This is a genomic window from Crossiella sp. CA198 (assembly GCF_052078295.1).
GTDB lineage: Bacteria > Actinomycetota > Actinomycetes > Mycobacteriales > Pseudonocardiaceae > Crossiella.
The window spans coordinates 267,377-288,776 of sequence record NZ_JBQJIM010000006.1 but is presented as its reverse complement, the minus strand read 5'-3'; the positions used below and the strand labels follow the sequence as shown (position 1 = coordinate 288,776).

19 protein-coding genes are annotated in these 21,400 nt (G+C 69.9%); 12 read left to right on the top strand and 7 right to left on the bottom strand.

Annotated elements, in window-relative coordinates; genetic code table 11:
• Positions 1 to 57: 57 nt before the first annotated feature.
• Positions 58 to 1,164 (top strand): CapA family protein, encoded by a 1,107-nt coding sequence (locus ACTOWY_RS12500; protein WP_441309758.1) that lies wholly within the window; start codon positions 58 to 60, stop codon positions 1,162 to 1,164.
• Here the strand turns inward: ACTOWY_RS12500 and ACTOWY_RS12495 are convergent.
• On the bottom strand, positions 1,133 to 1,993 hold the full coding sequence (locus tag ACTOWY_RS12495) for a PaaX family transcriptional regulator C-terminal domain-containing protein (protein WP_441309757.1): 861 nt from the start codon (positions 1,991 to 1,993) through the stop codon (positions 1,133 to 1,135). The genes ACTOWY_RS12500 and ACTOWY_RS12495 overlap by 32 nt on opposite strands.
• 55 nt (positions 1,994 to 2,048) lie before the next feature.
• Here ACTOWY_RS12495 and ACTOWY_RS12490 point away from each other — a divergent pair, with 55 nt between their 5' ends.
• Positions 2,049 to 3,053, top strand: a complete 1,005-nt coding sequence (locus ACTOWY_RS12490; RefSeq protein WP_441309756.1) for an alpha/beta hydrolase family protein — start codon at positions 2,049 to 2,051, stop codon at positions 3,051 to 3,053.
• Here the strand turns inward: ACTOWY_RS12490 and ACTOWY_RS12485 are convergent.
• Entirely contained in the window at positions 3,050 to 4,699 is a 1,650-nt protein-coding gene (locus ACTOWY_RS12485) for a hypothetical protein (protein ID WP_441309755.1), read from the bottom strand. The two genes, ACTOWY_RS12490 and ACTOWY_RS12485, sit on opposite strands and share 4 nt — an antisense overlap.
• Before the next feature lie 190 nt (positions 4,700 to 4,889).
• On the opposite strand from ACTOWY_RS12485, the gene ACTOWY_RS12480 reads away from it, so the two are divergent.
• Positions 4,890 to 5,549, top strand: coding sequence for a glycoside hydrolase family 75 protein (locus tag ACTOWY_RS12480; RefSeq protein WP_441309754.1), 660 nt, complete (start codon positions 4,890 to 4,892; stop codon positions 5,547 to 5,549).
• Here the strand turns inward: ACTOWY_RS12480 and ACTOWY_RS12475 are convergent.
• Positions 5,542 to 7,203: a DNA repair helicase XPB gene (locus tag ACTOWY_RS12475; RefSeq protein WP_441309753.1), complete on the bottom strand. Its 1,662-nt coding sequence runs from the start codon at positions 7,201 to 7,203 to the stop codon at positions 5,542 to 5,544. The two genes, ACTOWY_RS12480 and ACTOWY_RS12475, sit on opposite strands and share 8 nt — an antisense overlap.
• A gap of 253 nt (positions 7,204 to 7,456) precedes the next feature.
• Here ACTOWY_RS12475 and ACTOWY_RS12470 point away from each other — a divergent pair, with 253 nt between their 5' ends.
• From ACTOWY_RS12470 to ACTOWY_RS12450, 5 genes are all read left to right on the top strand, one after another.
• Positions 7,457 to 8,452 (top strand): Bug family tripartite tricarboxylate transporter substrate binding protein, encoded by a 996-nt coding sequence (locus ACTOWY_RS12470; protein WP_441309752.1) that lies wholly within the window; start codon positions 7,457 to 7,459, stop codon positions 8,450 to 8,452.
• Entirely contained in the window at positions 8,449 to 8,991 is a 543-nt protein-coding gene (locus ACTOWY_RS12465; protein ID WP_441309751.1) for a tripartite tricarboxylate transporter TctB family protein, read from the top strand. Before ACTOWY_RS12470 ends, ACTOWY_RS12465 begins: the two co-directional genes overlap by 4 nt.
• Positions 8,988 to 10,502, top strand: coding sequence for a tripartite tricarboxylate transporter permease (locus tag ACTOWY_RS12460; RefSeq protein WP_441309750.1), 1,515 nt, complete (start codon positions 8,988 to 8,990; stop codon positions 10,500 to 10,502). The genes ACTOWY_RS12465 and ACTOWY_RS12460 overlap by 4 nt, the downstream gene beginning before the upstream one ends.
• Positions 10,503 to 10,582: 80 nt before the next feature.
• Positions 10,583 to 11,548, top strand: coding sequence for a Bug family tripartite tricarboxylate transporter substrate binding protein (locus ACTOWY_RS12455; protein ID WP_441309749.1), 966 nt, complete (start codon positions 10,583 to 10,585; stop codon positions 11,546 to 11,548).
• A gap of 29 nt (positions 11,549 to 11,577) precedes the next feature.
• Positions 11,578 to 13,089 (top strand): tripartite tricarboxylate transporter permease, encoded by a 1,512-nt coding sequence (locus ACTOWY_RS12450; RefSeq protein ID WP_441309748.1) that lies wholly within the window; start codon positions 11,578 to 11,580, stop codon positions 13,087 to 13,089.
• Positions 13,090 to 13,098: 9 nt separating this feature from the next.
• Here ACTOWY_RS12450 and ACTOWY_RS12445 read toward each other — a convergent pair whose 3' ends face one another.
• Positions 13,099 to 14,082 carry an ABC transporter substrate-binding protein gene (locus ACTOWY_RS12445; protein WP_441309747.1) on the bottom strand — a complete coding sequence of 328 codons (984 nt, stop codon included), beginning with the start codon at positions 14,080 to 14,082 and terminating at the stop codon, positions 13,099 to 13,101.
• Positions 14,083 to 14,598: 516 nt separating this feature from the next.
• Between ACTOWY_RS12445 and ACTOWY_RS12440 the strand changes: the two genes are divergently transcribed.
• Genes ACTOWY_RS12440 through ACTOWY_RS12425 form a run of 4 tightly spaced genes read left to right on the top strand, consistent with a single transcriptional unit; the run spans position 14,599 to position 19,577 of the window.
• Complete coding sequence (locus tag ACTOWY_RS12440) at positions 14,599 to 17,901, top strand: nitrate- and nitrite sensing domain-containing protein (protein WP_441309746.1); 3,303 nt, start codon at positions 14,599 to 14,601, stop codon at positions 17,899 to 17,901.
• Between the two features lie 37 nt (positions 17,902 to 17,938).
• Entirely contained in the window at positions 17,939 to 18,361 is a 423-nt protein-coding gene (locus ACTOWY_RS12435) for a roadblock/LC7 domain-containing protein (RefSeq protein WP_185001434.1), read from the top strand.
• 24 nt (positions 18,362 to 18,385) lie between these two features.
• On the top strand, positions 18,386 to 18,991 hold the full coding sequence (locus ACTOWY_RS12430; RefSeq protein ID WP_246492477.1) for a DUF742 domain-containing protein: 606 nt from the start codon (positions 18,386 to 18,388) through the stop codon (positions 18,989 to 18,991).
• On the top strand, positions 18,972 to 19,577 hold the full coding sequence (locus ACTOWY_RS12425) for a GTP-binding protein (protein WP_247797667.1): 606 nt from the start codon (positions 18,972 to 18,974) through the stop codon (positions 19,575 to 19,577). Before ACTOWY_RS12430 ends, ACTOWY_RS12425 begins: the two co-directional genes overlap by 20 nt.
• A 74-nt stretch (positions 19,578 to 19,651) precedes the next feature.
• Here ACTOWY_RS12425 and ACTOWY_RS12420 read toward each other — a convergent pair whose 3' ends face one another.
• From ACTOWY_RS12420 to ACTOWY_RS12410, 3 genes are all read right to left on the bottom strand, one after another.
• The gene (locus ACTOWY_RS12420; protein WP_441309745.1) at positions 19,652 to 20,044 is read right to left on the bottom strand and encodes a type II toxin-antitoxin system VapC family toxin; all 393 of its coding nucleotides are present in this window, start codon (positions 20,042 to 20,044) and stop codon (positions 19,652 to 19,654) included.
• Positions 20,041 to 20,301, bottom strand: a complete 261-nt coding sequence (locus tag ACTOWY_RS12415; RefSeq protein ID WP_441309744.1) for a type II toxin-antitoxin system VapB family antitoxin — start codon at positions 20,299 to 20,301, stop codon at positions 20,041 to 20,043. Before ACTOWY_RS12415 ends, ACTOWY_RS12420 begins: the two co-directional genes overlap by 4 nt.
• Before the next feature lie 196 nt (positions 20,302 to 20,497).
• A complete protein-coding gene (locus tag ACTOWY_RS12410; RefSeq protein ID WP_441309743.1) occupies positions 20,498 to 21,232 on the bottom strand; it encodes a hypothetical protein in 735 nt (244 codons plus the stop codon).
• Positions 21,233 to 21,400: the final 168 nt, after the last annotated feature.

Here is a 21,400-nt window from a genome sequence, read left to right as displayed (position 1 = left end):
GACCCCCGAGCCCGCCCCGGAACCGGCCCGGATGCGGTCAGGGGCTAGCGTCGTGAAATGCGCGGACCCCTGACCGCCGCCCTCGCGGCCGCCACCCTGGTCCTGACCGCTTGCGGCAGCGACGCGGCGCCCCCGCCCGGTTCGACCTCCGCGCAGCCGACCAGCTCCGCCGCGGCCGCCGCCCCACCGCCGCGCGCCTTCACCGTCGCGGCCACCGGCGACGTGCTGATCCACCCGGCGCTGACCGCCCAGGCCACCACCGACGGCAACGGCAGCCGCGACTACACCAAGCTGTTCGAGGGCGTGAAAACCGCGATCAGCGGCGCCGACCTCGCCATCTGCCACCTGGAAGTCCCCATCGCCGCCCCCGGCGGCCCGTTCAAGGGCTACCCCGACTTCAACGCTCCGCCCGAGGTGGTCACCGCGCTGAAGACCACCGGCTACGACACCTGCTCCACCGCCTCCAACCACACCCTGGACCAGGGCCCCGACGGCGTGAAACGCACCCTGGACGCCCTGGACGCGGCAGGCCTGAAGCACACCGGCTCGGCCCGCACCGCCCCCGAGGCGGCCAAACCGGTGATCTACGAGGCCAACGGCGTCAAGGTCGGCCACATCTCGCACACCTTCGGCTTCAACGGCCGCAAACTCCCGGCCGACAAACCCTGGCTGTCCAACCAGATCTCCGCCGAAGCGGTCCTCAAAGCGGCCCGCGCCACCAAGGCGGCAGGCGCCGAGGTCGTCCTGGCCAGCCTGCACTGGGGCACCGAGTACCGCCACGACCCCACTAATGAGCAGAAACAACTGGCCGCCAAACTCCTGGACGACCCGGCCATCGACCTGATCATCGGCCACCACGCGCACGTCGTGCAGCCCATCGCCAAGGTCGCGGGCAAGTGGGTCGCCTACGGCCTGGGCAACCACATCGCCAAGCACGAGGAACCCCGCGGCGTCACCGAGGAAGGCGTGCTGGCCCGCTTCCGCTTCGCCGAGTCCAACGGCGCCTGGCAGGTCACCGCCGACTACCTGCCGACCCTGGTCGACCTGGGCCCGCCGATCCGGCTGCGCACGCTGAAACCGGGGGAGAACGAGGCGGCCAAGCGGATCGACCGCATTGTGCGCAGCGCGGGCGTCACGCCGGCCGACCTGCCGGTGGGAAGCTAGCCCCGGCGTAGGTGCGGAACAGGATCGGCGGCGTCCCGCCGGCCTCCCCCTCGCGCAGCGCCGTCCAGCACCGGGCGAACAGCTCGCGGGCCTGCGCGCCTGGCCACGGGCGGGGCAGCAATTCCGGTGGCAGCAACGGATCCGGCTCCAGCACCCTGGTGAGTTCGGCCGCCAGTTCGATCGCGATGACCAGGAGTTCGTCCGGGGAGAGCGCGGTGGTTCCGGTGAGCCGGGCCAGCCGGGGCTCGGCGATCCGGCTGAGTGCGCGGTAGCCCTCCGCGATCTCCTGTCGCGGCCAGAGGGCGGCGGCGAGTTCGACCGGATCGCTGATCTCGCCGCGGCGCAGGTCGGTCGTGGTGCACAGGGTCAGCGAGTCCGGCACGCCGAGTTCAGCCGCCGCCGCCAGCAGGTAGGGCTCCCAGGCGTTGGCACAGACGTACAGCCCGCCCTGCAGGGGTGCGCCGCCGAGGCGGAGCAGCTGTTCGCGCAGCGCGTCCCTGGCCGGGCGGGCCGATTCGGGCACCGCGAAGGCGGCCAGGTGCCAGCGCCCGTCCCAGGGTTCGAGGCCGGCGTCCTGGCGGTAGGCCAGTCGCAGGAAGTCGAGTTCGGGGGCGAGTTCGCGCAGGGTGTCCGCGCCGGCGTGCAGCACGGCCTTGCGGCCGCGGCCCTGGTGGGTGAAGCGGCCCTCGCCCACCAGGCGTTTCACGCACAGCCGGACCTGCTGCTCGGTCATCCCGAACAGCTCCGCCACCCGGTACAGCTCATCGGCGTCAACCGTGCCGTCCACCCGGATCAGCGCGTGCACCAGCAGCCTGGTGGTCACCTGCATGCCGGTAAAACTATCACATTCACAACGGTCGTATCGCAGGTGATAGTTTTTGCCCATGGGTGTCAAAGTGCTGATCACGGTCCTGGTCGTGGCCCTGGGCCTGGGCGGGCTGCTGCTGTGGCAGCACTCCTACGACCTGCACGAGCAGCAGGTCACGATCGAGCAAGACGGCCACCGGTTGCACGGCGTGCTGGCCACTCCGAGGGACGGCCGGCCGCGGCACGGCCTGGTGGTGCACCTGCACGGCGACGGCCCGGTCGAGGCCACCCACGACGGTGACTACCGGCCGATCTGGGAGGCCAACGCCAAGGCCGGCTACGCCACCCTGTCCTGGCACAAACCCGGCGTGGCCGGCGCGCCCGGCAACTGGCTGGACCAGTCCATGGCCGACCGGGCCGCCGAAGCCCTAGCCGCCATCGCCTGGGCCCGAGCCCGCCCGGACATCGACGGCGACCGGATCGGCCTGTGGGGCGCCAGCCAGGCGGGCTGGGTGCTGCCGAAGATCGCCGCCCAGACCCGGCCGCGCTTCGTGCTGGCCGTCTCACCCGCGATCAACTGGCTCCAGCAGGGCCGCCACCACCTGCTCGCCACCCTGCGCGCCGAGGGCGCCACCGAGGCCAGGATCAAAGCCGAGGTCGCCCGGAGCGACGCCATCCGGACCCTGCTGGCCAGGCAGGCAAGCTATGCGGAATATGCCAAAGCGATGGGCGAGGACCCGAACACCCTGACCCCGGACCACTGGCGCTTCATCACCAGGAACCACACCGCCGACGCCACCCCGGACCTCCCCGCCCTGCGCGGCATCCCGGTCCTGCTCACCCTGGCCGGCCACGACCGCAACGTGGACACCGCGGACACCGAACGCGCCTACCGGGCCGCCCTGTCCGAAGCCGGCGCCCTCACCGTCCGGCACTACCCCGACGCGGCCCACTCCCTGGTCAAGGACAGCATCGAGCGCTCAGACGTCCAACTCACCCTCACCGCCCTGTTCGCCCCGCGCGCCCTGTTCGCCCCTGGCTTCCTGACCGACCAGCAGCGGTTCTTACGCAACCTCGGCTAAGCCGCCTCCGCTCCCCGCTTCCGCAACAGGTCCACCAGCGTCAGCCCGGTGTCCTCGCCGACCAGCGTCTTGGTCAGTTCCGCCCGCGCGGCAAGATCCAGCGGGCCCAACCCCTCGCCAAAGTAGGCGTGCGCGATCCGGTCCAGTCCGGCCCCGAGCAACGGCGCGGCCGTGCGCAGGGTGGCGTCCAGGGTGACGCTTGAGGTCGAGCCACCATGCAGCACGATGTTGCGCGCCCGGTAGAGCCGTCGGAGCGTGATCCGCACTACCGCCGCCAGTTCCCCGACCACCCGCTTCGGCTCGGCCACACACGCCGCCAACCGCTGCGCCGCGACCCGATCGCCGTGCCGCGTGCGCCCGTGGAAACGCAGGTTGGTCACGCCGTTCCTGGTGATCTCGTCGAACAAGACCAGGGCCTGCGCCCTGCTGGTGGTGCAGACGTCCCGGCGCTGGGACAACTCGTCCAGCTCGTCCTTGCGGCCATGCCTGCGCACCAGGGTGGTCAGCTCCGCGCGTGGCCAGGAGCAGGCCACGATCGCGGCGAGGCGGTCCGCGGCCACGGCCTTGCCGCTGCGTTCACCCACGGGGATGGGGTCGCCAGGATGGCAGAGCAGCGACTCGATCGCCGCCCACGCCCCGGCCAGCGCGGTGCCGGGGGCACCGGTCTGGTTCACCGGCGAGGCCAGTTCCAGAGCGTCGTCGACGGGGTTGCGTGGCCGCGCGACGTCGTAGAGCTGACCCTGGTGCGCGAGCGAGAGCACATCCGCATGCCGGGCCGGGCCGACCAGGGGAAGGGGCTCGGGATGGCCGCTGACCCACAGCGTCGGGTAGGCGGTGACCTGGCCCCGGTACCGGCGGGAGAAGAGTGAGCGCGCGACAATGCGTTCGAACAGCTGCCGCGCCTTGTCTGCGGCGCCGTGGTGATCTTGTGCGGAGATCCGGTAGAGGAAACCGCCCTGCGCTCGAATCCCGCTCGTGGAATGCCCTTCACGCTTGAGCCAGTTGATGACCTCTGAATTATTCAGCCAGTCAGGGGTATTTTCTGCGCTCGACCGGTTTGGCATTGAGTTGAGCAGCAACAGAACATGAAAGTTTCGTGGCGGGATGCGAGCAAGTCCGGCCGCGCTGGCAATAATCGCCTCTGTGTGGGTATTTTTCGAACGCAACCCGGACAACCATTGGGTGGCCAGGAACTGCGCGGTGTAGCCGAGGTCGAGCAGATGCGCGGAGAGTGTGCGGGCCAGGCGCTCGGGCTTCACCTGGGCGCCCTCGGCCACCCGGTCGGCCCATCGGTCCAGGTAGCCGTCGCGCGCGTGATCGATCAGCTCCCGCAGCCGCCGGTGCCCCGGACTGGGGTCGGTCAGGGTGTCCGAGTCGAGCAGCTGGACCATCTCCCGGCGCAGTGCCTTGTCGCCCATGCCGAGGTCCGGTCCGAGCAGGCGGGCGAGCTGATGTCGCTGCCAATCAATGGCACTGCCGGAAATGACCTTCCGGGACTGCCAGGTCGCTGATTCCCACAGCTCCTCCAGTGTCAAGATCGATCCGATGTCCCACAGTCTTCTGGTCCACAGCACGCCATCGACTTGGCAGAAGTCGGTGAGGCGGGCGAGCACGTGCTGGGCGTATTCGGGGTTTGCCGGTTGCACGGGATTGAGGTTAGCGGGTATAGTGAGCATCACCCACGGGGGGTCCTCGCCGAAAGGCCAGGCCCCCCGGTTTTTTTATGGGTTCACCAAAGCTGATGCCGGGCTGTTGCGTGCCTGGCTGTCAACAAGCAACCATCTGTGCGCTGAAGTGGTTAGTGATTGCCAGTCCCTGCCAGTGCTGGAGGTCATCATGCGCACAGCCCTGCTCGCCCTAGCCGCCGTGCTCGCCCTCATCCCGGCCGCCCCCGCCCACGCGGCCACCGCCGCCCCACCCACCGCGGCCCAGCTCAAGGCCGCCGTGGCCGCCTGCACCAAGCAGGTCTCCAACGGCAAGTACGCCCACGACGCAGGCGGCGCCCGCACCGTCCCGGTCTGCGCCACCCGCACCGCCGTGCACTGGCGGGCCGATCTGGACATCGACTGCGACGGGCAGCGCACCGCCAAGTGCAACCCCAGCACCGATCCCTACTGGCAGAACGCCACCGCGTTCCCCCAGTCCGACGGCAAGCCGCTCAACGCCGAGACGTTGCCCTTCATCGTGTTGCCGCTGGCCAGCTCGACCTGGAACTACCGCAACTCCGGCATCACCGGCGGCACGGTCGCGGCCGCGGTGTACCGGGACAAGGTGGTCTACGGGGTGGTGGGGGACCTCGGGCCGAGCGCGATCATCGGTGAGGCCTCCTACCGGATGGCGCAGTTGCTGGGCATCAACCCGCATCCGAGCACCGGGGGAGTCAGCGGGGCCGTGGTCGACTTCGTGGTCTTCCCCGGGGTCAAGTCGGTGCCGATCCAGAACAACGCGACCGCGGTCCGCCTTGGTCAGCAGGCCGCGGCCGCGCTGGTCAGCTGATCTCCGGTAGTGCCGGGCCGAGCAGGTCGTCCGCGTCCACGATCTTGTACGCGTAGCCCTGCTCGGCCAGGAACCGCTGGCGGTGGGCGGCGTAGTCGGTGTCCAGGCTGTCCCTGGCCACCACCGAGTAGAAGTGCGCCTGACGGCCGTCGCCCTTGGGGCGCAACAACCTGCCCAGGCGCTGGGCCTCTTCCTGGCGGGAGCCGAAGGTGCCGGAGACCTGCACCGCGACCGACGCTTCCGGCAGGTCGATGGAGAAGTTGGCCACCTTGGAGACCACCAGGGTCCTGACCTCGCCGCGGCGGAAGGCGTCGAAGAGGGCCTCGCGCTCCTTGTTGCGGGTGGAGCCCTGGATGACGGGGGCGTTGAGCGCCTCGCCCAGTTCGTCGAGCTGGTCCAGGTAGGCGCCGATGACCAGGGTCGGTTCGTCCGGGTGGCGGTCCAGGATGGCGCGGACCACCGGGGCCTTGGTGCGGGCGGTGGAGCACATCTTGTAGCGCTCCTCCGGCTCGGCGGTGGCGTACTGCAGGCGCTCGTTCTCGGTCATGGTGACCCGGACCTCGATGCACTCCGCGGGCGCGATCCAGCCCTGGGCCTCGATGTCCCGCCACGGCGCGTCGTAGCGCTTCGGGCCGATCAGCGAGAACACATCGCCCTCCCGGCCGTCCTCGCGCACCAGGGTGGCGGTCAGGCCGAGTCGGCGGCGGGACTGCAGGTCCGCGGTCATCCGGAACACCGGGGCGGGCAGCAGGTGCACCTCGTCGTAGACGATCAGGCCCCAGTCCCTGGAGTCGAACAGCTCCAGGTGCCGGTACTCGCCCTTGGTCTTGCGGGTGATCACCTGGTACGTGGCGATGGTGACCGGGCGGATCTCCTTGCGCTCGCCCGAGTACTCGCCGATCTCGTCCTCGGTCAGCGAGGTGCGCGCGACCAGCTCCCGCTTCCACTGCCTGCCCGCGACCGTATTGGTCACCAGGATCAGCGTGGTCGCCTGCGCCTCGGCCATCGCGGCCGCGCCGACCAGCGTCTTGCCCGCGCCACACGGAAGCACGATCACGCCGGAGCCACCGGCCCAGAACGCCTGCGCGGCGTGCCGCTGGTAGTCGCGCAGTGTCCAGCCGTCCTCGGCCAGTGCGATCGGGTGCGCCTCGCCGTCGACGTAACCGGCCAGGTCCTCGGCCGGCCAGCCCGCCTTGAGCAGCAGCTGCTTGAGGTGGCCGCGCTCGCTGGGGTGCACCACCACGGTGTCCGGGTCCAGCCGGTCGCCCAGCATCGGGGCGATCTTCTTGTTGCGCATGACCTCCTCGAGCACCGCCCGGTCCACCGTGGACATGACCAGGCCGTGCGCGGGGTGGTTGGTCAGCTGCAGCCTGCCGAAGCGGCCCATGGTGTCCACCACGTCCACCAGCAGCGGCTGCGGCACCGAGTAGCGCGAGTAGCGGACCAGCGCGTCCACCACCTGCTCGGCGTCGTGCCCGGCCGCGCGCGCGTTCCACAGCGCCAGCGGGGTCACGCGGTAGGTGTGCACGTGCTCGGGGGCGCGCTCCAGCTCGGCGAAGGGCGCGATCGCGATGCGTGCCTCGTCGGCCAGCTCGTGGTCGACCTCGAGCAGCAGGGTCTTGTCGGACTGGACGATGAGGGGTCCGTCGGTCACGGGGTATCGGGCTCCTGGGCCTCGGCGGAGGGCGGGTGTGCCTTACCAGGGTAGTGACCCCGGTGCCCAGGTGTGTTCTGGCTGGTCCAGCAGGGAAGTGGATCAGAGAAGTTCTGATACTTCCTCGCGTTCGGCGGTAGTGGTATAGGGCGCGGGTGTGCTGGAATGCTCGCCGTTCGTAGCCAGAACATCACTGGGTATCTGAACCGCACTTCCAACCATGCAACTTCCCTCCATGGAGGAAGGACCCCCGATGCTTCGCCAGATCCCGCGACGGCGCGTAGTCGCCGCCGGTGTCGTGACCGTGGTCGCCACCCTGCTCACCGGATGTACCGGCGGCTCGAGTGGCGGAGCGAATCAGCCGGTCACCGGGCTACGACTGATGGCTCCGGCCAAGGCAGGCGGCGGCTGGCACCAGTCCGCGCAGGCCATGCAGGACACCCTGCTCAAGGAGAAGCTGGCCACCGGCGCCCAGGTGTTCAACGTGGAGGGCGCGGGCGGTGTCACCGGCCTCAAGCAGCTGGCCGGGGAGAAGGACGACAAGCTGCTGATGGTCATGGGCCAGGTCATGGTCGGCGGCATCCTCAACGCCAAGTCCGACAAGACGCTCAAGGACACCACCCCGATCGCCAAGCTCACCGGCGAGGCGCTGGTCATCGTGATCCCGTCCAGCCAGCCCGAGGTCAACCTTGAGCAGTTCCTGACCGCCTGGAAGCAGAACCCCAAGGGCACCGTGATCACCGGTGGCTCGGCGGGCGGCGCGGACCAGATCCTGGCCGGACTGGTCGCCGACGAGGTCGGCATCGACCCCGGTCAGGTGAACTACGTGGCCAACTCCGGCGGTGGCGAGGCGGTGGCCAAGCTGCTCTCCGGCGAGGTCAAGGCCGGCATCTCCGGTGTCTCGGAGTTCTCCGAGCACGTCAAGTCCGGCAAACTGCGCGCGATCGCGGTCAGCGGGGACAAGCGCTCCACCCTGCTGCCGGACGCCAAGACGCTGCGTGAGCAGGGCGTGCCGATCTCCTACCTGAACTGGCGTGGCGTGGTCGCCCGTCCTGGGCTGTCCGACAGCGCCAAGCAGACCCTGGTGGACATGGTCACCAAGATGCGTGACAGCGCGGCGTGGAAGCAGACGCTCAAGGCCAAGGACTGGGAGGACGCCTGGTCCACCGGCGCGGACTTCGTGAAGTTCATCGAAGAGGACGAGGCGCGGGTCAAGAAGATGCTCGCCGAGATCGGCGCGGTGAAGTGACCGCTGGCACTGACGAAAGCCCGGCGCTCGGCCGTCCCGGATCCCGGGGCGGCCGAGCCCGCGTCAGCGGCGAGCTGCTGCTGACCGCGCTGCTCGGCGGGCTCGGGGTGTACGTGCTGATCGAGACCCCGACGATCATGGTGCCGCCTGCCGCCGCGGTGGCCGGGCCACGGCTGTTCCCCTACCTCATCGGCGGGCTGCTGCTCGGCGTCGCGGTGCTGCTGACCGTGCAGGTGCTGCGCGGCCAGCAGGCCCCGCCCGAGGAGGGCGAGGACATCGACCTCAGCCAGCGCAGCGACAAGCGCGCGGTGCTGCTGCTGGTCGGCCTGTTCGCCGGGCACGCGGTGCTGATCGAGCCGATCGGCTGGCCGCTGGCCGCCGCGCTGCTCTTCGCGGGCACCGCGGTCATCCTGGGCGCCCGCCGCTGGTGGGTGATCGTGGTCAGCGCGCTGGGCCTGGCGCTGGCGCTGTGGGCGATCTTCGTCTTCGGACTTGGCGCCTACCTGCCGGGCGGGCCGTTGCAGGGACTGATCGGGTGAGCGCGCTGATCCAGGGGTTCGAGAGCGCGCTGGCGCTGGAGAACCTGCTCTTCGCCCTGCTCGGGGTGCTGCTGGGCACCCTGGTCGGGGTGCTGCCGGGGATCGGTCCGGCGATGACGGTGGCGCTGCTGCTGCCGATCACCTACCTGGTCCCGCCGGCCGGCGCGCTGATCATGTTCGCCGGGATCTACTACGGCGGCATGTACGGCGGGTCGACCACCTCGATCCTGCTCAACACCCCCGGTGAGTCCGCCTCCATCATCACCGCGCTGGAGGGCAACAAGATGGCCAGGGCGGGGCGGGGCGCGCAGGCGCTGGCCACCGCAGCCATCGGCTCCTTCGTCGCGGGCACCATCGGCACCCTGCTGCTGTCCCTGCTGGCCCCGCAGATCGCCGAGTGGGCGATCAAGCTGACCTCGGCGGACTACTTCGCGCTGACCGTGCTGGCCTTCTGCACCGTCTCGGCCATGCTCGGCGCCTCCCCGCTGCGCGGCGTCGGCTCGCTGGCGCTTGGCCTGTTCCTCGGGCTGATCGGCACCGAATCGCTGACCGGGCAGAGCCGGTTCGACTTCGGCGTGGACGAGCTGGGCCGCGGTGTGCCGGTGGTGGTCGCCGCGGTTGGCCTGTTCGCCGTCGGCGAGGCGCTCTACGTGGCCTCCCGGATGCGGCACGGGGTGCCCGAGGTGATCCCGGTGAACAAGGTGTGGTGGCTGCCCAAGGAGGACTTCAAGCGGTCCTGGTGGCCCTGGCTGCGCGGCACCGCGATCGGCTTCCCGATCGGCGCGGTCCCGGCCGGCGGCGCCGATGTCACCACCTTCCTCTCCTACGCGGTGGAGAAGAAGCTGGCCAAGAGGCCGGAGGAGTTCGGCAAGGGCGCGATCGAGGGCGTGGCCGGACCGGAGGCGGCCAACAACGCGGCCGCGGCCGGGGTGCTGGTCCCGCTGCTCACCCTTGGCCTGCCCACCTCGGCCACCGCGGCGATCATGCTGGCCGCCTTCACCAGCTACAACATCCAGCCCGGTCCGCTGCTGTTCGAGACCGAGCCGGTGCTGGTGTGGACGCTGATCGCCTCGCTGTACGTGGGCAACGTGATGCTGCTGGTGCTCAACCTGCCGCTGGCCGGGCTGTGGGTGAAGATCTTGCGAGTTCCGCGGCCGTACCTGTACGCGGGCATCCTGCTGTGCGCCTCGCTGGGCGCCTACGCGGCCAGCAGCGCCTGGCAGGGCCTGATCGTGCTCGCCGGGATCGGCCTGCTCGGTTTTGTCATGCGGCGCTACGGCTGGCCGGTCGCGCCCGCGGTGCTCGGACTGATCCTGGGCCCGGTGGCCGAGACCAATCTGCGCAAGGCGTTGCAGATCAGCCAGGGTGACCTCGGCGCGCTGGTGCACACCCCGTTCTCCATCGTGGTGCTCGGCGCGGCGGTGCTCGCGGTCGGCCTGCCGCTGGTGCTGCGGGCCAGGGCGACGCTCAAGAGCCGGTCGAGTCCGGCTGAATCCCCATCGAGATATTGAAAGTTGGTTCTTTTCCAACGTCCTGTCGCGCTATCGCTGTTTGTGGTTGGTTGCTCGCCATGCGTGTTCAACGAGGAACGATGGCCGCGAGCGCGGCACTGCTCGCCGCTGGACTCATCGCGGGCTGTGGTGGCGCGGGCGCCGCCGGGCCAGGGGCGCCGGTGGAGCAGCTGCGCCTGATGGTGCCCGCCAAGGCGGGTGGCGGCTGGCACCAGACCGCCGAGGCCGTGCGCAACGTGCTGCAACGGGACAACCTGGCCACCGGCACCGAGGTGTTCAACGTGGCCGGGGCCAACGGCATCACCGGGCTGAACCAGCTCACCGGCGAGCGCAACGACAAGGTGCTCATGGTGATGGGCAAGGTCATGGTCGCCAGCGTGATCAACTCGAAGTCGGCCAAGACGCTCAAGCACACCACCCCGCTGGCCCGGCTCACCAGCGAGAGCATGGCGCTGGTGGTGCCCGCCAAGTCGCCGTACACCAACCTGCAGGAGTTCCTGACCGGCTGGAAGCAGGACAGCAAGGGCACCGTGGTCACCGGCGGCGTGGTGGCCGATGTGGACCACATCCTGGCCGGGCTGGTCGCGGATGAGGTCGGCATCGACCCCAAGATGGTCAACTTCCTGCCGAACCAGGGCGGCGGCGGCGAGTCGGTGGCCAAGCTGCTCTCCGGCGAGGCGAAGGCGGGCATCCCCGGCGTCTCCGAGTACGCCGAACAGGTGAAGGCCGGGAACCTGCGCGCGCTCGCGGTCTCCGGTGAACGGCGGTCCAAGCTGCTGCCCGACGTGAAAACGTTGAAGGAGCAGGGGGTGCCGATCGCCTACGTCAACTGGCGCGGGATCGTGGGCACCCCGGACCTCGCCGACGGCTCCCGGCAGGATCTGGTCGCCATGCTGACCCGGCTCAAGGACAGCTCGGGCTGGCAGCAGATGTTGCGGGACAAGGACTGGGAAGACGCTTTCCTGGCCGGTCCCGAGTTCGACACCTACATCGAGGCGGAGAGCGCCGCCGCGAAGAAGGTGCTCACCGAAATCGGGCTGGTCTGACCAGCACTCCTTGAGGCAGAGGCAGGGCATTGAGCACGTTCGACTACGTCATACAGGGGTTCGCCGCCGCGGTCACCCCGGAGAACCTGCTCTTCGCCCTGCTCGGGGTGCTGCTGGGCACCCTGGTCGGGGTGTTGCCGGGCATCGGACCCGCGATGACCGTCGCCCTGCTGCTGCCGATCACCTACTCGGTGCCGCCCGCGGCCGCGCTGATCCTGTTCGCCGGGGTGCTCTACGGCGGGATGTACGGCGGGTCCACCACGTCCATCCTGCTCAACACCCCTGGCGAATCAGCGTCGGTGATCACCGCGCTGGAGGGCAACAAGATGGCCAGGGCGGGGCGCGGGGCGCAGGCGCTGGCCACCGCCGCCATCGGCTCCTTCGTGGCGGGCACCATCGGCACCGTGCTGCTGGCCCTGCTCGCCCCGCAGGTCGCCGACTGGGCGGTGCACCTGACCTCCGCGGACTACTTCGCGCTGACCATGCTCGCCTTCTGCACGGTGGCCACCATGCTCGGCGGCAGCGCGGTCCGCGGCTTCGCCGCGCTGGCCCTTGGCCTGGCCCTCGGGCTGGTGGGCCTGGACCCGATGTCCAGCCAGGAACGCTTCACCATGGGCGTGGGCGAGCTGGCCAACGGGGTCGACCTGGTGATCGCCGCGGTTGGCCTGTTCGCCGTCGGGGAGGCCCTCTACACCGCCTCCAGGCTGCGCCACGGCACCCCGGAGGTGATTCCGGTCAACCGGGTCTGGTGGCTGCCCAAGGAGGACCTCAAGCGCTCCTGGAAGCCCTGGCTGCGCGGGGCGGCCCTGGGCTTCCCGCTCGGCGCGGTGCCCGCGGGCGGCCCGGTGATCTCCACCTTCCTCTCCTACGCGGTGGAGAAGAAGCTGACCAAGCACCCGGAGGAGTTCGGCAAGGGTGCGATCGAGGGCGTGGCCGGGCCGGAGGCGGCGAACAACGCGGGCGCCGCGGGCATGCTGGTGCCGCTGCTCACCCTGGGTCTGCCCACCTCGGCCACCGCGGCGGTGATGCTGGCCGCCTTCGGCAGTTACAGCATCGAACCCGGTCCGCTGCTGTTCCAGACCCAGCCGCTGCTGGTCTGGACGTTGATCGCCTCGCTGTATCTGGGCAATGTGATGTTGCTTGTCTTAAATCTGCCGCTTGTTGGCATCTGGGTGAAAATTCTGCGGATTCCGCGTCCATATCTTTATGCGGGCATCCTGGTCTGCGCCTCGCTCGGGGCGTACGCGGGCAGTCAGCAGTACTCGGGTCTGCTGGTGCTGCTGGCCCTGGGCGTGGCCGGACTGGCCATGCGCCGTTACGGCTGGCCGGTGCTGCCCGCCATCCTGGGCCTGGTGCTCGGCCCGATCGCGGAGGAGAACCTGCGCAAGGCGCTGCAGGTCAGCCAGGGCGATCCGGGGGTGCTGGTGGCCAGTCCGTTCGCCAAGATCGTGCTCGGGCTGGCGGTGCTGAGCCTGCTGGTCCCGCTGGTGCTGCGCGGCCTGCGGGCGGCACGCGCCCGCTCGGCCGCGCCGGTCAGCTGACCAGCTCGCTCAGTTGACCGGGCTGGAGGGCGGCAGCAGCTGGAGCACGTCGAGCCGGGTGTTGAGCATCCGGGTGCTCTCCATCATGTCCGCGACCCGCTGCAGCCGGACCGGGTTGATCGACACCGGGTAGGTGCCCACCGCCACCAGGGCCGCGGTCAGGTTGTCCAGCTCGGCGTACTTGACCAGCACCTCCTGCACCTTCAGGTGGTTGGTGCCGAGCAGCTGGGCGTCGGCGAGCACCTTGCGGAAGGCGGCGAAGGTCTTGGGGCTCTCCTCGGCGGACTTGCGGATCGCGGCGTAGCCCGACATCGGGAAGTCCAGGGTGCCGCCGCGGGCGGTGTCGCTGAGCACGACCGCGCCGATGGTCTTCTGGATCCGGGTGATGTGCGGCTCGACCATCCAGGCGGCGTCGATCTTGTTCGCGACAAGCTCGGACTCCATCTTGCTGAAGTCCATCGGCTTGAGGTTGAAGTTCGGCGCGCCCGCCGCGTTCATCACGCTCTTGGTGGTCAGCGCGCCGATGCTGTCCAGCGCGTCCACCCCGATGTTCGGCTTGCTCACGCCGCGGTTGAGCGCGACGAAGTTGGAGTTCTTCAGCGTGACCAGCGCCATGGTGTTGGTGCCCGCCTGGTACGCCTCGCCCTGCAACTGCAGGTCAGTGCCCTCGGAGGCGGCCTTGAAGAAGGTCACGTGGCTGGCGAAGGCGATGTCGATGGTCCCGTTGCGCAGGGATTCCATCGCCTGCTTCTCGTTGTCCTGCGGGATCGCGTCGATGTTGAGGCCGGCGGCGGCGAACTTGCCGTCCTCCTTGGCCATGTACAGCGGCGCCACGTCCACCAGCGGCAGGATGCCCACCCGCAGGTTGGTCTTCTCCAGCACCGGCTTGGTCCCGGCGCCGTCGCCCCCGAACAGCGAGCAGCTCGCCGTGACCGCCACCATCGCCGTGCTCAGCGCCACTGCCATGCCACGTCGCAGCGTCTTGTTCGCCATCGGGAGAGCCTCTCGCCGTCCTGCCTTCGTGCCGCATACCACCACGGCTGACCTACACCGCGGCGCACGCTCTGTCTGTGCGCAGTGTCGCAGTGTGCCGGAAGACGATGCTATCGAGGTAAGCGCCACCCACAAGCAGGACTTCAGATAGAGCTTTGGACACGTTCCGCAATCTTGCCCTTTCGCGCTGTGGGGGATTCCCACTAGGCTCTCCGGCCTAGCCGCTGGTGGTTCAGCTCTGCCACGCGTGTGCTCGGCGCCAACCCCCCTGGCGTCCCGAGTAAGAGCTGTGCTGCAATTCGGCCCGATTCGCGAGTCCAACCTCGGTCCGGGGAGGGACCGGGACACTGCTGCTGGAAGAGGAAGCCCAGGGTGGCCCGTCGAGAGAAAGGTCCCAGCCAGCGTGGCGCGGGGGAAGCCCCGCGCTCGGAGACCCCCGAAAAGGGTGATGAGGCGGCTTCGAAGAGTAACGGGGCCACGCAGGAGCGGGGAACCGCGACACCGGACTCCACACCGGTGAGCACGGGCAAACCGTTGCAGTCCAGGTCGGTCCAGGAGGCGGGCACGGCCCGCTGGCGCCTGCGCAACTGGCGACTGCGGAGCAAGCTGCTCGCTGTCCTGCTCATCCCGACGGTGGTCGCCCTCGTGCTGGGTGGCGTCCAGGTGATCAACGAGATCGACCAGGCCGGCCGGCTGGCCAGGTTGGCGACACAGGCCCAGTTGCAGGGCAGTGTGTCCACGCTGGTGCACCAGATGCAGCGCGAGCGGGACCTCACGGTCCGGTTCGTGGCCTCGTCCACCGACGAGCGGAACGATCAGTCCCCGGTGCTGGACCGTCAGCGCAAGCGCGTCATCGACGCCACCGAGGTGCTGCGCAACCAGCTCAACGAGGTCGGGCCCTCACTGGATGAGACCACCCGGCGCTCCTACATCACCGTCGTACAGCAGCTTGAGCGGCTCAACCGGCTCCGTCAGGTGGCCGGGCTCACCGCGTACCCCGAGACCGAGATCCTGCGCAACTACACCGAGTCCATCCAGGCCCTGCTGGACCTGGGTGAGATCGCGGGCACCCAGGCCGACCAGCCGGAGCTGATCCGGCTGCAGCTGGCCGCGGTCGCCCTCGGCCGGGCCAAGGAGCAGGTCTCCCGCAAGCGCGCGATCCTGCTGGACATCCTCCAGCAGAAGAAGTTCGAGCAGAACCAGACCAGGCAGATCCTGGCCGCGGACGCCGAACTGGAGGCCGCGCGCAACGACTTCCGCAAGTCGGCCACGCCCGAGCAGCGCAGGCAGTACGACGACACCGTCACCGGTCTGATCGTCGACGTGGCCAACAACCTGCAGGAGGCGGTGCTCCAGGTCGCGGCCTCGGCGCAGACTCCGCCCGCCTCGGCCTTCGCCAACCTGCAGACCGACAACTGGGACATGGCAGCGACGCTGACCATCAACCTGAACCAGCGGGTGCAGAACTCGCTCATCGAGCAGTTCAAGGCGGACACCGCGGCCGCGGCGGCGGAGGTGCGCGCCTCGGCGACCACCCGCTCCATCCTGGTGCTTGCCGCGCTCGCGCTGGCGGTGTTCCTGGCGATGCTGGTGGCCTACTCGCTGCTGCGCCCGCTGCGCATCCTGCGCCGCACGGCGCTGGAGGTGGCCGACCGCAGGCTGCCCGAGGCGGTCGAGCGGATCCTGGCCGCGCCGGATCCGGCCGAGGCGGCCAAGACCGCCATCGAACCGGTGCCCATCCACACCCGCGAGGAGGTCGGGCAGGTCGCCCGGTCCTTCGACGCGGTGCACGGCGAGGCGGTCCGGCTGGCGGCCGAACAGGCCCTGCTGCGGGACAACGTGAACGCGATGTTCGTCAACCTCTCCCGCCGCTCCCAGGCCCTGGTGGAACGCCAGCTCAGCCTGATCGACCGGCTGGAGCAGGACGAGCAGGACCCGGACCAGCTCTCCAGCCTGTTCGAGCTGGACCACCTGGCCACTCGAATGCGCCGCAACAGCGAGAACCTGCTGGTCCTCGCGGGCACCGACCTCACCAGGCGGCTCACCCGCCCGGTGCCGGTGGCCGAGGTGGTCGGCGCGGCCGTGTCCGAGGTCGAGCAGTACGCCAGGGTGCAGGTCACCGCGGTCCCCGACCTGGCGGTGATGGGCCGCGCGGTCAACGACGTGGTGCACCTGGTGGCCGAGCTGCTGGACAACGCCACCGCGTTCTCCGACCCGAACACCAAGGTCACCGTGCGTACCGCGCGCACCCGCAAGGGCGAGCTGGCGATCGAGATCAGCGACCGCGGTGTTGGCATGCCCGAGCAGGAGATCAACGACTACAACCTGCGGCTCGCCGAGCCGCCCGAGGTCGACGTCGCGGTCTCCCGCCGGATGGGCCTGTTCGTGGTCGGCAGGCTGGCCCAGCGGCACGACATCCGGGTCCGCCTGCGCAACAACGAGGACATCGAGGGCGGCACCACCGCGCTCGTGGTGGTCCCCGCCGAACTGATCCAGCCGCTCAGCTCGCCTGCCGCGAGCCGCACCTCGGCCGGATCGCTGTTCACCCAGTCGCACACCGGCTCGCTGCCGCCGGTGGTCTCGCCCTACCAGCAGACCGCCGCGTCGGTGATCAACACCGGCGAGCACCGTTCGCTGTTCACCGCGGCCAACGACCCGGTGGAGCAGAGCCAGCCCTCGTTGCCGCCGATCCCACCGGTGGCCGAGCCGGAGCTGCCCGCCGAGATCAGCGCACCGGTGGCGGCCGAGCCCGCCGAGCACACGGACCTGTCCGTGCAGGTGTTCACCAGCCGGGGCGAGCAGGATCCGGCGGCCCCGCCGGAGCTGTCCGCACCGAGGGACATCTTCCAGCCGGTGGTCCCGCCCGCGCCGCAGCCCGAACCGGCGCCGGAGCCCGAGCCCGACCCGCTCGCCGAGCGGACCCAGGCCGGGTACAGCAACCCGATCGTGCCCAGGGCCTCGATCACGCCGCCTGCCTACGGCGCGCTGAACGGGACGGGGGAGCGGCCCAAGGGCGTCGAGTACGACCTGGACGCGCCCACCGAACGGCTGCCGATCTACGAAGCGGTGCTCTCGCAGTGGTTCCAGGCGGTGGACAGCGAGCCGGTCGGCGGGGCAGCCCCCTACCTCGGCTCCGACCGCGGCGACCTGGGCCTCGGCCCGGTCCCGCCGGTGAAGAAGCAGTCCGGCACGCCAGCCCCGGAATCCAGGCCGGAGCCCAGGACCGAGCAGGCCCGCCTGCCCGAGCCGAAGACCGAGCAGGTCCGGCTGCCCGCGCCCGAGCCCAAGACCGAGCAGGTCAAGGCGCCCGAGCCGCAGCGGCCGGTGGAGCCGGAACGTCCGGTGGAGCGCTCGGCGCCGCAGCCCGCGGTGCCGGTGGCGAAGGCCGAGCCGGAGCCGGCAGCGGCCCCGCAGCGACGCCCGGCGGTTGAACGTCCGGCCGCTCGCCTCCAGGATGAGACGGTGACCGCGCACCGGCCCGCCACCGACTGGCACTCGCCAGGCGATGACGGCTGGCAGGCCGCGCAGGCGGTGCTGAGCAGCGCCAACTCGCTGTCCGCGCAGACCACGGCCGGCCTGCCCAAGCGGGTGCCCAAGGCCCACCTGGTACCGGGTTCGGCGGCGCCTCGTCAGCAGTTGCCGTCGAAGGCGCCGGCGTCCGGTCGCTCCGCGGACAATGTTCGTGGGAGGATGTCAAGTTTCCAGCAGGGAATCCGCCGGGGACGACACAGCAGGATCGACGTCCTGACCAACGAGTCGGCACCGAACGATGACGAGACCCGCTCCAACGGGCAGGCGAGGAACGAGGAGCAGCCGTGAACGAGCCAGCCGTGACGGCCCTTGAGGAGGAGTCCGCGTGACCGAGTCAGTCCAACAGCCAGGCAGCTTCGGTTGGTTGATCACTGACTTCGTGCGCCGGGTGCCCGGTGTCGCCCACGCGGTCGTGGTCTCCGCCGACGGTCTGATGCTCGCCGGATCGGAGGGCCTGCCCAGGGACCGGGCGGAACAGCTCTCCGCGGTCTCCTCCGGCCTGATCAGCCTGACCGCGGGGGCCGCGAGGTGCTTCGAGGCCGGTGAGGTGGCCCAGACGGTGGTCGAGATGGAGCGGGGTTACCTGTTCCTGATGTCGATCAGCGACGGGTCCTGCCTCTCCGTGCTCGCCGCGCCGAACTGCGACATCGGCCTGGTGGCGTACGAGATGACCTTGCTCGTGGAGCGGGTCGGCCAGCAACTCACCCCCGAACTGCGCGCCCAGCTCCACGGCGTGGTGCGCAGATAATGAAGCGATGGGGGTGACACAGCGATGACCACAGGTTCAGGCTTCACTGGCGACCGGTTCGACTACAAGGAGTGGGCGCTGGGCGGCTTCGGATACAACGAGCCGGACGACGACGGCGAGCTTCGGGGCGAGCACCCGGACACGCTGTCGCCGCGCGGCGGGCTGGACGGGATGGGTTCGGGCCTCTTCGGCGGCCCTGGCGCGGATCTGTTCGGCGGCGGGATGGTCGAGGACTCCCCCATCCCCCAGCAGGCCGCGCCGGGGGCCGCCTCGGCCGAGCCGGACCCCTTCACCGAGACCGGTTCGCTGGTGCGCCCCTACACCCGGACCGGCGGGCGTACCCGCCCCGACTACGACCTGGCCATCGAGGCGCTGGTGTCCACCAGTGACCACGGCCGGGACGCCGCGGTGCTGCCCGAACACCGCTCCATCTGCGGGCTCTGCCTGGACGCCCGATCGGTCGCCGAGGTGGCCGCGCACCTCCGCCTGCCCCTTGGCGTCGTGCGGGTGCTCATCGGCGACATGGCGGGGCTCGGGCTTGTCACGATTCACCAGGGCGGCTTGGTAATGGGGGACCGGCCGTCGCTTGCGTTCCTGGAAAGGGTGCTCAGTGGCCTCCGCAGGCTCTAATCCCCGCAACACGCCGGACACTCGGCGGGCCACCACCTCGGCCAAGATCGTGGTGGCCGGCGGGTTCGGTGTCGGGAAGACGACATTCGTCGGCGCGGTGTCCGAGATCGTGCCGCTGACCACCGAAGCGGTGATGACCGAGGCCAGTGTCGGGGTCGACGACCTCAGCGCCACGCCCAACAAGGTCACCACCACGGTGGCGATGGACTTCGGTCGTGTCTCACTGGACAGCGACCTCATCCTCTACCTGTTCGGCACCCCCGGTCAGCACCGGTTCTGGTTCATGTGGGACGACCTGGTCCGCGGCGCCATCGGCGCGGTGGTGCTGGTCGACACCCGCAGGCTGGCCGACGCCTTCGCCTCGATCGACTTCTTCGACGACCGGCAGCTGCCCTACGTCGTGGCGATCAACTGCTTCGACGGGACGCTGCACCACCGCGTCGAGGACGTGCGCGAGGCCCTCACCATCGAGGAGGGCGTGCCGATCATCACCTGTGACGCCCGTAGCCGGGAGTCCACCAAGCAGGCGCTGATCCACCTGGTGGAGCACGCCATGCGGCAGTGGATGGCGGTTCGCGCGGGCTGATCAGGCCCGGACAGCACGAAGGCCCCGGCTGGAGCAGCCGGGGCACTTCGGGCTACCGCGTGCCTGGCGATTGGTCACAATGCCGCCATCACATCGGTGTGCACGAAGTCGTTTCCCTTGAACAGCAGTGGTTCCCGATGCTCTCGCGCCAGCGCGTAGGAGAAGCAGTCGCCGAAGTTCAGTCCGGCCGGGTGTCCGCTGCCCTTGCCGTAGTCCCAGTAGGCCCGGCGGGCGATCAGCGCCTGGTTGGCGGTGACCGCCATGATCTCGATGCTCATCCTGGCCAGCAGGTCGTCAAGCAGGCGGGAGGCAACTGGGTCACGGGTGCGTTCAACCACAGCACCCAGCTCGACGTAGGTCGCGGCTGACATACGGCGTTCGGCGGCGCTCTGGATGGCCTTCGCGAACGAGGGGGCATCCGGCTCGCTGTTGAGGATGGCGACGATCGCGCTGGTGTCAATGATCATGCGGGGAGCCCGGTCTCGGAATCGTAGAGCGCGTCGGTGGACAGCGGGGGCCCCGCGAGTCTGGCACTGATCCTCGCGGCGAGGGTGAGCAGATCATCGGCCATGGTGGCGTCCTCCGCCTGCTGGTGCTGGTCCAGCAGGCGTTCCAGTCGCTCGCGCAATGCCACGATGATCGCGGCTGTCTTGTTTTCGCCGGTGAACGCGCCGATCTCGGTGGCCAGCCGTTCCGCCTCGGGGTTCTTGATATTCAGGCTCATCGCGTTCCTCCCAGCGTCGATGTCTACCATTGACTTACTTGGATTCTACCCCATCTTCCTCGGTGTCGTTCTCGGCTGACGGCGGAAGGTCGCCCTGGGTGATGGCCCGCCGGTGATACTCCGCGCGGGCTGATCAGGCCCGGACAGCACGAAGGCCCCGGCTGGAGCAGCCGGGGCACTTCGGGCTACCGCGTGTCTAGCGTGCGGCTCGTTCGGCGATCTTCGCCTTGGCCGCGGCGCGGATGCCCTCCGCCTTGGACTTGCGGCCCTCCCCGTTGCCGCCGACCGTGAGGCCGAGGCCCGCGCCGACGCCGCCGTCGCAGCTGGCGTTGACCGTGACCCCGCCGTTGACCCCGGCGCCGGCGGCGCAGCTCAGGTCCACGTTGGCGTTGCCGACCACCACCGCGTTGATGCTGCCGACACCCGCGCCCAGACTCAGACCGGTGAGGCTCACGCTCCCGGTCGGCTTGACCGCCACCTGCGGAGCGGCATCGCGCGGTTTCGCCTTGGCCTTCGACTGCCGGTCGGCGATCTTGGCCTTGGCCGCCGCGCGGATCCCGTCGCCCAGGCTGACATTCGCGTCCGCCCCGATGTCGGCGCTGAGGTCCACATCGGCGTCCACCGCTCCGTCCAGCGCGTTGATGCCGAGGCCGACGCCCGCGTCGGCGTCCACCGTGGCGTTGAGGCCGATGCCGTCGCTGACGCTCAGGCCGACCCCGCCGTTGAGACTGACGTTCACATCACCGTTCACGCCCAGGTTGATGCTGCCCACGCCCACGCCCAGGCTCAACCCGGTGATCGAGATCCCGGCGCTGGGCCGGACGTTGACATTGGGCTCTTCCGCGCTGGCGAGTCCGGCACAGGCGAGCAGGCCGAGCGATACCGCCGTGAAGCCCGCAGCCGAGCGCAGGGCCAGTCGGGAAATGGTCATGCCATTCCTCCTCCGCAGTCGTTCGTGAAACGGTCCGAAAGACCGCCGGGTCGGAGGTGGCCGGTGCAGGTGGCAACCTCCGCTGCGAGAACGCTAGGCCGGAAAAGGCCACTACAACGGGTGGTCCGCGCGCCCCGTCGAGTGGATCGTCCACAGAGGACCGTTGTG